This window comes from Janthinobacterium sp. 1_2014MBL_MicDiv, assembly GCF_001865675.1.
GTDB lineage: Bacteria > Pseudomonadota > Gammaproteobacteria > Burkholderiales > Burkholderiaceae_D > Janthinobacterium.
On the sequence record NZ_CP011319.1, the window covers coordinates 1,638,873 to 1,652,259 of the forward strand.

A 13,387-nucleotide genomic window follows, 5' to 3' on the forward strand; every position below is an offset into this window, starting at 1 on the left:
CCTGCCGCCGCCAGGATTTCCGCGGCTAGACGCGCAGCAGGCCGCGAAACCCGCGGGCCGCGTAATACGATTCGGCGCCATTGTGATAGACGAAGACCTGTCCGTAGCGGCGGTCGCAGAACAGGGCGCCGCCCAGCTTCCTGACGCTGGCCGGCGTGGCGATCCAGCTCGACGTTTTCTGGTCGAATGCGCCGAGTTCTTGCAGTTGCCGGTAATGGGCTTCCGTCAGCAGTGCGATGCCCATCGCGTCGGCCATGGCGGCCGCGCTGCCGGCCGGCTTGTTGGCCTTGCGCGCGGCCAATGCCGCTTCGTCGAAGCACAGGCTGCGGCGCCCGGCGGGACTTTCTGCTGAACAATCGCAAAACGTGACGGCGCCCGTCTCGCCGGCATGCCCGATGACGTCGGGTTCGCCGCCCGTGTCTTCCATGTGTTGTAGCGCCGTGAGGCTGGCGGGAGCGGCGTTCAGGCGGGCCAGCACGGCATCCCATGCGAGGCCGGCATGGCGTTCCATGTGCTGGCTGAAGCGGGTTTGCAAGGTGCGGATCAAGTCATCATGCATAAGACGGCTCCCGGGAGGATTCACGATACGGGCGATTATACGGCGCGATGCCGGCAGGCGGCGCTCAGCCCAGCTTGACCTTTTCCAGCAGGTAATCGAGCATCACGCGCACGCGGGCCGGCACTTGCAGGCCCGGCCCCACGAAGACGGCGTGCACCAGTTCCCTGTCGCCCGGATTGTAGTCTTCCAGCACTTCCACTAATTGACCTTGCGCAATGTCGCGCTGCACGTGCTGGCGCGAAAAGCGTCCCAGTCCCATGCCCGCCAACACCAGCTGGCGCATGCTTTCGCCATCGCTGACGCAGGCATTGCCTTGCGGCGCCACGTGCACCGTTCCGCCAGCGCCATCGAGGAAGGGCCAGGTTTCGTTCTGGCAGCGGAAGTTGAACGCCAGCAGATTATGCGATGGCAGGTCCTGCGGCGTGCGCGGCAGGCCGTGGCGCGCCACGTAGGCCGGCGACGCCACCACGACCATCGCATCCTCGCCGAGTTTGCGCGCCACCAGGTTCGATTCCTTCAGCTTGCCCGTGCGGATGGCGATGTCGGTGCGGTCTTCCAGCAAGTCGACGACGGCATCGCTGACGACGACGTCGAGTGTGATATCGGGATAGCGTTGCGCGAACTCGGGCAGGATGGGCAGCAAATGACGCACGCCAAACGGCACGAAGCAGTTGACGCGCAGGCGCCCGCGCGGCGCCGCGCCCTGCGCCGCCTCGCGCTCGGCGCCATCGATATCGTCGAGGATGCGCTTGCACTGCACGAAGAAGGCGTCGCCCTCGGGCGTCGTGTGCAGCTGGCGCGTGCTGCGCTGGAGCAATCGCGCGCCGAGCCGCGCTTCCAGGCGGTTGACGAGCTTGCTGACGGCCGATGGCGTCAGGGCCAGGCGGCGCGCGGCGGCGGAAAAGGCGCCCGTTTCCACCACGGCAACAAACACGGCCATTTCGAATGCGCGGTTGATGTCTTGCCTGGCCATTATTGAATCCATTTCACAGGTGTTTCCATTATGGGAGTCTATATCAAAAGCTGGAAGCCCGATACACTGGCCGGCTTGAACCATATGCCGGAGAATTCCATGCACACCGCAAGCCCTGTTTCCCCTCCCGCCAGCAAGATGCCGCCCGGCGTGCTGGCGCTGGCCGTCGGCGCCTTTGCCATCGGCGTCACCGAATTCATCGTCGTCGGCATCCTGCCCGCCATCGCCAAGGATTTGCGTATCTCCATCGAATCGGCCGGCTCGCTGGTCAGCCTGTATGCGCTGGCGCTGGCCATCGGCACGCCGCTGCTGGTGCTGCTGATGTCGCGCCTGCCGCGCAAGGCAGCCCTGCTGGGGCTGATGAGCGTTTTCCTTGCCGGTAACTTGCTGGCCGCCTTTTCGCACACGTTTGAACTGTTATTGTTCGGCCGGGTCATCACGGCCGTGGCGCACGGCACCTTCTTTGCCATCGGCGCCACTGTGGCGGCCAGCCTGGTCAGCAAGGCGCAGGCGGGCAGGGCGATTTCCGTGATGTTCGCCGGCTTGACGCTGGCCATGGTGATCGGCGTGCCCTTCGGCAGCTTCCTCGGCAACCTGATGGGCTGGCGCCTGCCGTTCTTCGCCGTCGTCGTCCTGGCCGCCTTGGGCTTGGCGGCCATGGCGCGCTGGCTGCCGGCCGGCTTGCAACAGGGCAAGGGCGGCAAGGCCATGACGCAGCTGGCGGCATTGGGCAGCGGCCCGATCCTGACCATGATGGCCGTCACCACGTTCGGCTTCGGCAGCAGCTTTGCCGCGTTTACCTTCATCACGCCCATCCTGACGGATGTGACGGGCTTTTCCGCCACCATGGCCAGCGCCTTGCTGATCGTGTTCGGCGCCGCCACCTTTGCCGGCAACCTGGCGGGCGGCTACCTGACCAGCCACCTGGGCTGGCAAAAAGCGCTGCGATGGATGCTGCTGGTGCTGGCCGCCACGCAAGTGGGCGTGGCCCTGAGCATCAGCTCGCCATGGATGATGACGGTCATGCTGTTTGTCTGGGGCATTTTCTCGTTTGGCCTGTCGCCCGCCTTGCAGGCCGGCATGCTGGCCACGGCCGAGCGCTACACGCCGAAAGCCGTCGATTTCGCTTCGGGCCTGAACATTTCGGCGTTCAACCTCGGCATTTCATTCGGCTCGATGCTCGGCGCGCTGATGGTCTCGCGCCAGCTGATGGCGTCGTCGCCATGGGCCGGCGTGGCCGCCGCGCTGCTGGCCCTGCTGCCGCTGGCCTGGCTGGCGCGCAAAAACCTGGCATCCCACGTGGCGGGCGCGGCGGTGCATTGAGCGTCAGGTATGCACGGCGGCGGCCGGCGCCCGTTTCAGGCGCTGCGCCATATAGGAACTGCCCATCGACGCGGCCATGATCATGGCGATGGCCAGCCATTGCCCGGCGCCGAGGCGCTCGTCGAGCAGGATGAACGCGAGCATGGCGGCCACGGCCGGTTCCATGCTGCTCATGATGCCGAAGGCCTGCGGCGTCAGGCGCTTCAGGGCCACCATTTCCAGCGAGATGGGAACGGCGCTGGAAATGAGGGCCACGCCCAGGCCCACGGCCAGCACGGCCGGCGACAGCAGGGCGGCGCCGCTGTGCGCCACGCCCACGGGCACCACCACCAGCGCGGCCATGGCCAGGCCCAGCGAGACGGAATGTCCCGCATGCAAATGGCTGGCGCGCTTGCCGAAGACGATATACGTGGCCCAGCAGACGGCGGCAGCCAGCGCGAACAGCACGCCGGTCGGGTCGAGGTTGCTGACGTCGTGTCCCAGCGGCAGCAGCAGCGCCAGTCCGGCCACGGCCAGCGCCACCCAGACGAAATCGAGCGGCCGGCGCGAGGCCAGCAGCGCGACGGCCAGCGGGCCGGAAAACTCGATGGCCACGGCGATGCCGAACGGGATCGTGCGCAGCGCCATATAGAAGCACAGGTTGGTCAAGCCCAGCGCCGCGCCGTACAGGGCCACCGTGCGCAGGTCGGCGCGGCTCAGCTGCCAGCGCCACGGGCGCCAGAACAGCAGCAGCAACAGCGCGGAAAAGCCCACGCGCACGGCCGTCGTGCCTTGCGCGCCGACGAGCGGGAACAGGCTGTGCTTGGCCCACGAAGTGCCCAGGCCCAGGCAGGTGACGGAGCCGAGGATGGCCAGCAGGGGAATAAACGAGGAATAGCGGTGTGATGGCATGGTGGGGGCTTGATATCGGAATGATGAAAGTTTATTGTGTCTGTTCTGATATTTGCACTCCATTTTGACCATCATGACGCAACTTTCGCTCGCCAACACTGCCGCAGCCCCCGCCCTCGACAGCTTCGACCTGGCCATCCTCGAGATATTGCAACGTGACAACACGACGTCGCAGCGCGAGATCGCCCAGGCCGTGCACCTGTCGGCGCCGGCCGTGCAGCGGCGCATCCGGCGCCTGCGCGAGAGCGGCGTGATCCGTGCGGAAGTGGCCGTGCTCGACGCCAGCCGGCTGGGCCGCCCCCTGACCCTGACGGTGGAGGTGCACTTGCACGACGAGCATCCGCTGCGCACGGCCGGCATGCGCGCGCGCATCATGGCCGAGCCGGCCATCCAGCAGTGCTACGGCATCACGGGCGAGGCCGACTATCTGCTGGTGATCACGGCTGCCAGCATGGCCGAATACGAAGCGCTGACGGAGCGCCTGTTCGGCGGCGACGACAATATCCGCCGCTATCGCACGTCGGTGGCCTTGACTTGCCTGAAGGTGGGCCTGCACGTGCCGCTGGGCGGCTGATGGCCCGGCACTCGCCTTACAGTGCGAGCAGGCTCATGACGCCAGCCGCCGCCAGCGCCGTGGCGGCCGCGACGAGGGAGAGGGAAAAGCTGTGGCTATGGCGGTACAAGGCGCCGGCGACGAGCGGGCCCGCAATCTGCCCTGCGCCATAGGCCAGCGTCATCCTGGCCGCCAGGTTGGCGTTCGTCAGGCGCGCGATGCGCTGCGCGGCCGGCATGGCGATCGTCACCGTGCCCGTGAACGTGGCGCCCACGAGCGCGGCGCTGAGCAGGTAGCCGGCCGCATTGGCAAGGAATACGGGAACGATGACGCCGATGGCCTGCAGCAGCAAATTCCAGAACAGCGCCCGGCGCGTGCCGATGCGGTGATGCAGGCGATACCACAGGAAGCAGGACGGCGCCGCCCCCGCGCCGAACACGGCCCAGACATGGGCCGGATCCAGGTCCGGCAAGGCGCCCTTGACGAGGGTCGGCAGATACGTGGCCGTGATGATGTAGCCGAAGCCGGCCAGGCCGTACAGCATGACCAGCGGCGCCGGCCTGACAGCCGCCAGCGGCGCGGTATCGACAGGCTGGCTGTCCGATACGGTTTCCGGGCCGCTCGCCGCCAGGCCGCGCGCGGCCAGCAGACCCGCCAGCAGGCTGACGCCGCCGAGCAGCAGCCACAGTCCGCCGCTGCGCAAGCCCGCCCACGCGCCCAGCGCCAGCAGTTCGGCCGAGACGGCGATGCCGACGCCGACGCCCGCATACAGCAGCGGCGCGCTGCGCGCCTGGCGCCGCTGTTCCAGCAGCCACAGCGACGCCGCGATCATGGCCAGCGCGCTGAAGACGCCGGCGACGCCGCGCACCAGTATCAGCACGGGCGCCGATTGCAGGACGCCGAGGATGGCCAGGCAGAACGCCGTGCCCAGCATGGCCCACAGGCACAGGCGGTGCGCGCTGGCCGCCCGGGCGCGCATGCCGAGCAGGGCGCCCAGCAGATAGCCGGCGTAGTTGACGGATGCCGCCCAGCTCCCTTCGGCCAGGCTGATCAGGCCTTCATCGACCATCTGCGGATAGAGGGCCGTGAAGGCGAAGCGGCCGAAGCCCATGCCGATCAGCATGACCAGCGCCGCATCGACGGCCGAGCGCAGCGGCGACGCGGCGTTCATGCGGCCATGTCCCACAGCTGGGCCGTGAAGTGCTGGAACGCGGGCACGTCGAAGCCGTCGCGCCACACCAGGCAGGTGTCCGCCTGCCCCAGCGCGATGGTGCGCAGCGCCCCGGCCGCTGGACTCAGCTGCAGTACGCTGGCCGGCAGCACCGTGACGCAGGCGCCGGCAGCCACGCAGGCGATCATCGCGTGATACGAGCTCATCTCCTGAATCCGCCAGCCGCCGCTGCCGGCCATGCCCAGCCAGTGCTCGGCCAGCTGGCGATAGGCGCAGCCTTGCGGGAAGGCGGCCAGCGAACGCGGCTGGACGTCGCGGGCCGCGTGCACGGCAGGCTGGCCGGCAGGCAATAGCAGCAACAGCTCTTCGGTCCAGACGGGCCTGGCTTGCAAGCCCAGTTCCGCCATGGTGTCGAACTCATCATTGTTGGGCGGCAGCGCGGCGAAGGCGCAGTCGAGCTTGCCCATGCGCACTTGCTCGATCAACTGGCGCGACGGCCCCGTCTGCAATTCGAGGCGGGTGGCCGGATGCTGCCGATGGTAGGCGGCCAGCACGGCCGGCAGGCGGCTGGCGGCCGTGCTCTCCATGCTGCCTATGCGCAACGCGCCGCCGTCGCGCCCGCCCGTCACGACGTGGCGCGCTTCCTCTTCCAGCGCCAGCATGCGCCTGGCATAGTCGAGAAAGCGCTCGCCGGCGGCGGACAGGGCGATGCGCTTGCCCGCGCGCACGAACAGTTCGGCGCCCATCTCCGCTTCCAGCTGCTGGATGCGCGTGGTGACATTCGACGGCACCCGGCCCAGCCGCGTGGCGGCGTTGGTGATGCTCAGTTCAGCGGCGACGGCGCAGAAGATCTTCAGCGATTCGGAATCCATATCATTTCTCCATTGGGAATGATATTATATATTGATTCTTAATTTAAGAATAAATTTCACTGAGAATAACGCTGATCGTCATTGGAAGGAAACGGCCATGTCTTCATCCCTGAATTTCTTTGAACAGTTGTCCGTGCAGCATCCCATCGTGCAGGCGCCGATGGCTGGCGTGTCCACCCCGCAGCTGGCCGCCGCCGTCTCGGACGCCGGTGCGCTCGGTTCGCTGGGCATCGGCGCCAGCACGCCGGCGCAGGCGCGCCAGATGATCGCCGAGACGCAGGCCCTGACCGGCAAGCCCTTCAATGTGAACGTGTTCTGCCATGCGCCGGCGCGCCGCGATGCCGCCCGCGAAGCGGCTTGGCTGGCGCATCTGGCGCCCCTGTTTGCGCAGGCGGGCATCGCCGTGCCGGCGGTCCTCGATGAAGTCTACCCATCCTTCAATGGCGACGACGAGGCGTTCCGGCTGCTGCTGGAACTGCGTCCCGCCGTCGTCAGTTTTCATTTTGGCTTGCCGCCGGCAGGGCAGCTGGCCGCGCTGCGCCAGGCCGGCATACGCACGATGGCGACGGCGACCAATGTGCAGGAAGCCGTGCTGATCGAACAGGCGGGCATCGACGCCATCGTCGCCCAGGGCGTGGAGGCGGGCGGGCACCGCGGCATGTTCGATCCCGAGGCGAGCGACGAGCGCCTCAGCATGGCGGTGCTCGTGCGCCTGCTCGTCAAGCGCTGCACGCTGCCCGTGATTGCCGCCGGCGGCATCATGGACGGGGCCGGCATCCGCGCCGCCCTCGACCTGGGGGCAGCCGGCGCGCAGTTGGGCACGGCCTTTATCCTGTGCCCGGAAACGGCCGCGAATGCCGCCTACCGCGCCAATCTGCAAAGCGAACGGGCAACGCACACGCGCCTGACGGCAGCCCTGTCCGGCCGCCCCGCGCGCGGCATCGTGAACGACCTGATGGCGCACGGCGACGCCGCAGGCGCACCGCTTCCCGCCGCCTATCCGGTGGCCTACGATGCGGCCAAGCAACTGCATGCGGCCGCTGCCCAGGCCGGCAACCATGGTTATGCGGCCCATTGGGCGGGGCAGGGCGCGCCACTGGTCCGCGCCATGCCGGCGGCCGAACTGGTGCGCACCCTGCTCGAGGAAATGCGTATCCCCGGTCGCGCCAGCTGATACGCCCAGACCATGGCTTCCTGCGGAAATGGAGCGGCCAGGAGCGACCGTGAGGCGCGGCCACGGCCGGCGGCGCTGGCCGAGCAGTTGATGACAGAACTGCAGCGCTATCGCGCGCACGGCGGTACGCTGGCGCCGACTATGCGGCGCTTCCTGCGGGCCATCGAGGACAGCGCGGACGCGCCTGACGGCGCACGCCGGCGCGCCGCCGCCATCGCCTACCGCCTCGACCCGGCCATGCTCGATGCGCTGCACGGTGCGGGCACGGCGGACATGCCTCCCGCTGAGTTGTCGCGCATCAAGGCCGCGTTGCCGGACATCGTGCGGCAGGTCGCCAGGATCGCGGCGGGGCTGCCGGTGGCGACGCTGGGCCTGGACGCGCAGGGATAGGCAAGCACATGCGGGGTGCTGGTTGCCGCCGTCATTCCGGCGTAACATGACGCCCGATGCGTTGCAGGCCCGAGCGGCCGGGGCAGCGTCGGCTTTCCGCAAGCAGCCCGGAGCGGACATATCGGGAGACCCATGAAGAGTGCCTTGAATTTACTATTGCCACGCGACAAACACGATACGGATGCGGCCGAAGCCCTGGTGGCGCTGGGCTGGGAAAAGCTGGAGCGTGTCATGCCGCAGATCCTGGAATGGATGCAGGACATCAACTGGCCGGTTGCCGCCATTTTCCGCCCGTTCTTGGTGGCCCAGGGCGCACGCCTCGCGCCCTGCCTCAAGCCGATTTTCGCCGGCGATGACGATATCTGGAAATACAATATCCTGGCGGGGATTGTCCTCCAGTCGCCGGAACTCGCGTCTGCAATCAGTGCGGAACTGGAGCGCCTGGTCCGCAGCCCGACAAGTGGCGAACGGCAGGAATGCGTGACGGAACAAGCCGAGGAAATCTTGGCGAGCTGGACGGGTAGACCTGTCGCGGCCGGTAGCGGCCAGTCGGTTGACCCACGATAAGCTAGGGAATTCCTGGTGAATGTTGCAGATAAAGCAGCCATCGCTCCGGCAGATACGCCAGGCGCCGGGCCCATGCACGCCATTGGTGTCATCGCGGGCATAGACAGCGCGCTCATGTGCGCCTCGATGAGCGCAAACATCATTGCCTTGAATTCTTAGGTGGCCAGTTGAAACAGGCGATTGGCGATATTCTTGACGGCGTCTCTACTTTCCGCCGAGGTGCTCGTGTTGGTGAATACCGCCACGCCGCTGCGCGTGAGCGGATTCAGATACACGGCGGTAAAGACGCCCGGATCGCCGCCCCAATGATTGGGCATCGCCTGTCCTCCCAGCGGGGATGCCATCCAGCCCAGCCCCTGGCCGCTCAGCCAGGCCGGTAGTCCGACCGGCGTCTGCATATCCAGCATCTGCGCCATGGCGGACGCTCCCAGCACGTTAACGCCTGCCGAATGACCGGCGTTTGCCGCCGCGGCGACGAACTTCATGAAATCGCTGATCGATGATCGCAACATGCCAACCGGCCAGTCTGGAAAACCGACAGGTTTCACGGCGACCAGCGCCCCATCCACCAGGTCATATGGCTCGGCGCTGCGCAAGGGCGGGGTGCCTTTGATCGTCCAGCTCGTATCATTCATGGCGAGCGGCGCAAAAATATCCCTGCGGGTCTGTTCGCGCATGTCCACCCCTCCGATGCGGCCAGCAAGATGCCCCAGCAAGGCGAAGCCCACATTGCTGTAGTCCCATGTGGATGCAGGGGGCATGGCTGAGAAGCATTGCGCTGCCGAATAATTGACACCCTCGGGCGTGAGATACTGCTTGAGGAAGTCGGACAAGACTTGCTCGGCATCGCGGCCCTGCTGCCGGAAGTCGATTTCGTAATACCGGGCGTCGGAAATGCTCGATGTGTGCGTCAGCAGCTGTCGGAAGGTGATTGCCGTGTCGCGGAATCGCGGGTTGATAACGGGGAAATCCAGATAGCCCGCGATCGATTCATCGAGGGCGAACTTGCCCCGCTCGGCCAGACGCATGACCATGGTCGCGGTCACCACTTTGGTAACGGACGCAAGATGAAACATCGTGTCGGCGGTCACGACCCTGCGCTGGGCGATGTTGGCCATGCCGTAACCTTGAGCAAATTGCACCACGCCATCGCGGGCAAAACCGGCGGCCAGGCCTGGGATGTTGGCCGTGCGCATTTCGTTCCGGATAAAGGACTCCAGGTCGGCGGCCGGAGGCGCGAGACGCTCTCCCGTCGCGACGGCCGGCAACAACAGCGCTGACAGTCCCGCTCCGAGAAACGCGCGCCGGGAAATCGGGGACACAGGCTTGGGGGTATGGACTGGCATGTTTTGCTCTCTCTACATGGAAGTGGTGCAAACGGGAGGCTGCATGCTATTATGTGTAGGCACCTACATAAATGTCAACTTAAAAACAGAGAGCATGATCATGCACGATTATTCGCGGCTTGCCGGCGGAGCAGCGATCGGCGCCAGGCTGAGGCGCCTGTCGGAAAGCCTCGACGGTGACTCGACGCGGGTGTACGCCGCCTTGGGAATTTCATTCGAGCAGCGCTGGTTTGGCGTGCTGAACCAATTAGCCTTGAGGGAATCCGCTACCGTGGGGGAACTGGCGGCGACGCTGAAAATCACGCATGTTTCCGTGAGTCAGACACGGCAGTCACTTGAAAAAGCGGGCATCGTGACGTCGGAGTCGGACCCCGAGGATGCGCGCAAGAAGAAAATAACGCTCACTGCGGAAGGCAAGCGACTGGTCGCACAGTTGCGGCCAATCTGGCTTGCATGTGACGAAGCGGCCCGTGAGCTGAACGCGGAGGCGGGTGACGTCGTGGCGTCGCTAAACAGGCTCGATGATGCTCTGGAGCGGCAATCCATCTTTGATCGCATCATGGTCCGCATTGCCAGGCGATAAGGTGCATTTTCCGCTGACACTCACGGCGTTCAAGCGGTATGGCAGTGCCTGCTTCGGGGCGCAAGCTGTCCGACAGCCATTGCGACGGCAGGGCAATGAATGCCAGCCGGGGCCTGCGGCATGGCACAATGCGTGACTCGCACCCCGTGTGCCTAGCTGCTTTTCTCTACAGGACTTTCATGACCCGCGCCATTCTCGACGAAACCCAGATCCATCCCGCCGCCCGCCCCCTGATCGGCAGCAGGCACACGGCGATCGTGCGCGAGGTGCAGGCTGCCATTGCCGCGCATCAGGTGGTGGTGGTCGGCATGGCGCTCAATCCGTTTCCGCGCAAGGCGCGCAAGATCCTCGACGTGCTGGGCACGCCGTATCAGTATTTGCAATACGGCAGCTACCTGAACCAGTGGCACCGCCGCAATGCGCTGAAGATGTGGACGGGCTGGCCCACGTTTCCCATGATCTTCGTCAATGGCGTGCTGATCGGTGGCGCCAGCGAGCTGCAACAGCTCGTGGAAAATGGCGAGTTCAGCGCCATGCTGGCAAAGAAAGTGCGCCAGTTCTGACGCATTTCTTGCGCTACCTTATTCCCCCGGCCGCCATGGCGACTTGTGCGTGCGCAAGGGGTCGAGCAGGCTGCGCAAATCATTGTGGTCGAGTTCATACATGAGCGCGATCAGGCTGCCCAGTTCGCCCGAAGGAAAGCCTTCGCGCGCGAACCAGCCCAGGTAGTGGCCGGGCAGGTCGGCCAGCAAGCGCCCCTGATATTTCCCATACGGCATTTCGCGCGTGACCAGCAGCGCCAGTTTTTCTGAATTCATGATGGTGCTCCCCATTTCCTGAGCGGCAGTGTAGCAGATGCATGGCAGCGTTATGGCGGCAGATGGGCGAGAGAGTTCCCTGTCATTTGCCATCATTATGGCTGGATCAAACCAGCGCCACATGAGCGCTGCGCCCGCCCCGATTCAGCGCATACTGCGGCGATGGTTACTGAGGAGTGCGACGATGCGAGCAGCCATCGCCCCGCGCCGCCCGAGGTGGTGGACATCGATCGTGGCGGCATTGTTTGCCCTGCTGGCGGCATGCGACCAGCCGGCGGCCATGAACCGCGAGGATCCCGGCTGGGTAGACCGTGCCGATCCGCAGCACAGGATCGCGCTCGTGTTTGTACATGGCATCTTCGGCAGCACGCGCGGCACGTGGACAGGCGAAAATGGCGAAAGTTTTTTCCGCCTGCTGAAAAAGGATGCGCGGCTGGGGCCGCAAGTCGATACGTATGCCTTCGGTTTCAGCTCCAACATCATGTCCGGCGGTTCGCTCGATATCCGCGAAGCGGCCAACAAACTGCAAAGCTATCTGACCCCGGCTGGCGTGCTCGACTACCAAGCCATCGTGTTTGTCGGGCACAGCATGGGCGGGCTCGTCATCATGCGCTACCTGGCCAACAATCTGGACAAGCATCCGGAGCTGGCGGAAAAAGTACCGCTGATTGTCCTGTTCAGTGCGCCGATGGAGGGGGCCCAGGTGGCGCAGCTGGCAACCCTGGTCTTAAAAAATCCCGCGCTGTCCAACATGCGGCCCGTGGACAGCAACGACATGCTCAAGCAGCTCAGCGACGACTGGGCCAGCCTCGCCGTCAAGCCGCGCGTCAGCTGCGCCTATGAGACGGCGAATGTGAGCGGCATGCGCATCGTGCCCTGGGGCAGCGCCACCCGGGTGTGCATCGGGCGCCCGCTGGCGATCGACAATGCCGACCACATCACGCTCGTCAAGCCGGACCGGCCCACGCATCCCGCGTACATGTTCCTGTCCGGCGAGCTGATCGAACATGTGTTGCCGCTGCAATTGGGGGCGCGCCTGGAATTGCCCGATTTCCAGCGCGACAAGAACGTCTACACGTTTACCCTCGCCTCGCCCGAGGAAAATGCCCGGCTGATGAACACGGGACGGGGCAGGATGAAGTACTGGATCGCGGAGAAATCCAGCAAGGCACTGCTGGTGTCGCCGGGCGCCACGCCACAGCAGATCAATGGGCAATCCACCGAGCTGCTGACGGTGGCGCTGCGCGTGGATGCCGATCAAACTGCCTATGCCTTCACGCTGAAGAGCGACCTGCCTTCCGAGCAAAGGGTGCGCGTGCTCGTGCCCGACCTGCGCCAGCTGCGCGAAGGCCATCGGCGCAATGCCGTCAAGGTCGCGTCGGAACTGGCCGACTACCTGCGCGATGCAGCCAGGGCGGGCGAGCTTGCCGCCTTGCAGAACGATCCCGACCGTCTCAATGCGCAACTGGCGATGGTGGCGCGCAAGGCGCTCGGCGAACAGATCAAGCGCCTGCCCAGCGCCGAGCAATGGCTGCTGACGGCGGACTTGCTGGCCGCCGCCAACCTGACCAGGGTCGCCTCCGCGGCCCTGGCGCAGAGCGCCGGCATCGATGCGTTTTACCAGCCGGCGGCGCAGGAGCTGCACGACAAGCTGCTGGCGCAGGGCCGCGCGGACGCGCTGCTGCGCGAGCGGGCGGAGGCATGGATTGAGCATGGCGGCGCCGGACCACCGCAAGACTTGGCGGGCGACCCCGCGCAGCCGGTACAGGCCAGGCCGGCCATTCCGGCGTGGCTGGATACGGAAGATTACCAGCGGGCTACGCGCCAGCTGGTGCAGGAAATGTCGGCCGTGGCCTCGCTGCGGCGCGACGCGGCCAGCCTTCAGGTGGCCACCATGAAAATGCCGCCCGATCTGGCGACGATGGTGCACAAACGGGCCGTGCTGGAGCAGTCTGTGCTGCCGGGTGACGCCTTGACGCCGAAGCTGTTTACGCCGTCGGCCACGACCGGGCAGGCGCATCCGGTCAAGCCCGGTCTGCAAGGGTTGGACAGCACTTCGCGCGGCGTGGAGGTGAAAGCACGCGAGAAGCTGCAAAAGCCGGAGAAATTCGAGCAGTGGGAAAAGGCGAAGAGGCTGGAAAACAGGGATAGCAGGGAGCAATAGCGA

General features: G+C 65.8%; 15 protein-coding genes. 8 read left to right on the forward strand and 7 right to left on the reverse strand.

Features of this window, described 5'->3' with window-relative positions; genetic code table 11:
• Positions 1-25: 25 nt before the first annotated feature.
• Positions 26-559: a DUF4256 domain-containing protein gene (locus YQ44_RS07310; RefSeq protein ID WP_071322811.1), complete on the reverse strand. Its 534-nt coding sequence runs from the start codon at positions 557-559 to the stop codon at positions 26-28.
• Between the two features lie 64 nt (positions 560-623).
• A complete protein-coding gene (locus YQ44_RS07315) occupies positions 624-1,532 on the reverse strand; it encodes a LysR family transcriptional regulator (RefSeq protein ID WP_071322812.1) in 909 nt (302 codons plus the stop codon).
• A gap of 99 nt (positions 1,533-1,631) precedes the next feature.
• Between YQ44_RS07315 and YQ44_RS07320 the strand changes: the two genes are divergently transcribed.
• On the forward strand, positions 1,632-2,855 hold the full coding sequence (locus tag YQ44_RS07320) for an MFS transporter (protein ID WP_071326316.1): 1,224 nt from the start codon (positions 1,632-1,634) through the stop codon (positions 2,853-2,855).
• A gap of 3 nt (positions 2,856-2,858) precedes the next feature.
• Here the strand turns inward: YQ44_RS07320 and YQ44_RS07325 are convergent, their stop codons facing one another.
• Entirely contained in the window at positions 2,859-3,746 is an 888-nt protein-coding gene (locus tag YQ44_RS07325; RefSeq protein WP_071322813.1) for an EamA family transporter, read from the reverse strand.
• Between the two features lie 73 nt (positions 3,747-3,819).
• Here YQ44_RS07325 and YQ44_RS07330 point away from each other — a divergent pair, with 73 nt between their 5' ends.
• Complete coding sequence (locus YQ44_RS07330; protein ID WP_071326317.1) at positions 3,820-4,320, forward strand: Lrp/AsnC family transcriptional regulator; 501 nt, start codon at positions 3,820-3,822, stop codon at positions 4,318-4,320.
• Positions 4,321-4,336: 16 nt separating this feature from the next.
• Here the strand turns inward: YQ44_RS07330 and YQ44_RS07335 are convergent, their stop codons facing one another.
• Together YQ44_RS07335 and YQ44_RS07340 are read right to left on the reverse strand one after the other, a co-directional pair.
• On the reverse strand, positions 4,337-5,470 hold the full coding sequence (locus YQ44_RS07335; RefSeq protein WP_071322814.1) for a YbfB/YjiJ family MFS transporter: 1,134 nt from the start codon (positions 5,468-5,470) through the stop codon (positions 4,337-4,339).
• Complete coding sequence (locus YQ44_RS07340) at positions 5,467-6,342, reverse strand: LysR family transcriptional regulator (RefSeq protein WP_071322815.1); 876 nt, start codon at positions 6,340-6,342, stop codon at positions 5,467-5,469. Before YQ44_RS07340 ends, YQ44_RS07335 begins: the two co-directional genes overlap by 4 nt.
• A 97-nt stretch (positions 6,343-6,439) precedes the next feature.
• Between YQ44_RS07340 and YQ44_RS07345 the strand changes: the two genes are divergently transcribed.
• The 3 genes from YQ44_RS07345 to YQ44_RS07355 all read left to right on the forward strand — a co-directional run bounded on the left by YQ44_RS07345 (position 6,440) and on the right by YQ44_RS07355 (position 8,473).
• Complete coding sequence (locus tag YQ44_RS07345; RefSeq protein ID WP_071322816.1) at positions 6,440-7,516, forward strand: NAD(P)H-dependent flavin oxidoreductase; 1,077 nt, start codon at positions 6,440-6,442, stop codon at positions 7,514-7,516.
• A gap of 90 nt (positions 7,517-7,606) precedes the next feature.
• A complete protein-coding gene (locus YQ44_RS07350) occupies positions 7,607-7,906 on the forward strand; it encodes a hypothetical protein (RefSeq protein ID WP_071322817.1) in 300 nt (99 codons plus the stop codon).
• Between the two features lie 132 nt (positions 7,907-8,038).
• A complete protein-coding gene (locus YQ44_RS07355) occupies positions 8,039-8,473 on the forward strand; it encodes a DUF5071 domain-containing protein (RefSeq protein WP_071322818.1) in 435 nt (144 codons plus the stop codon).
• 155 nt (positions 8,474-8,628) lie between these two features.
• Here YQ44_RS07355 and YQ44_RS07360 read toward each other — a convergent pair whose 3' ends face one another.
• The gene (locus YQ44_RS07360) at positions 8,629-9,819 is read right to left on the reverse strand and encodes a serine hydrolase domain-containing protein (RefSeq protein ID WP_071322819.1); all 1,191 of its coding nucleotides are present in this window, start codon (positions 9,817-9,819) and stop codon (positions 8,629-8,631) included.
• 94 nt (positions 9,820-9,913) lie between these two features.
• On the opposite strand from YQ44_RS07360, the gene YQ44_RS07365 reads away from it, so the two are divergent.
• Entirely contained in the window at positions 9,914-10,402 is a 489-nt protein-coding gene (locus YQ44_RS07365) for a MarR family winged helix-turn-helix transcriptional regulator (protein WP_071326318.1), read from the forward strand.
• 179 nt (positions 10,403-10,581) lie between these two features.
• Positions 10,582-10,965, forward strand: coding sequence for a glutaredoxin domain-containing protein (locus YQ44_RS07370; RefSeq protein ID WP_071322820.1), 384 nt, complete (start codon positions 10,582-10,584; stop codon positions 10,963-10,965).
• Positions 10,966-10,983: 18 nt separating this feature from the next.
• Here the strand turns inward: YQ44_RS07370 and YQ44_RS07375 are convergent, their stop codons facing one another.
• Positions 10,984-11,220 (reverse strand): DUF3820 family protein, encoded by a 237-nt coding sequence (locus YQ44_RS07375; RefSeq protein ID WP_071322821.1) that lies wholly within the window; start codon positions 11,218-11,220, stop codon positions 10,984-10,986.
• Positions 11,221-11,452: 232 nt separating this feature from the next.
• On the opposite strand from YQ44_RS07375, the gene YQ44_RS07380 reads away from it, so the two are divergent.
• The gene (locus tag YQ44_RS07380; RefSeq protein WP_198043883.1) at positions 11,453-13,384 is read left to right on the forward strand and encodes an alpha/beta fold hydrolase; all 1,932 of its coding nucleotides are present in this window, start codon (positions 11,453-11,455) and stop codon (positions 13,382-13,384) included.
• Positions 13,385-13,387: the final 3 nt, after the last annotated feature.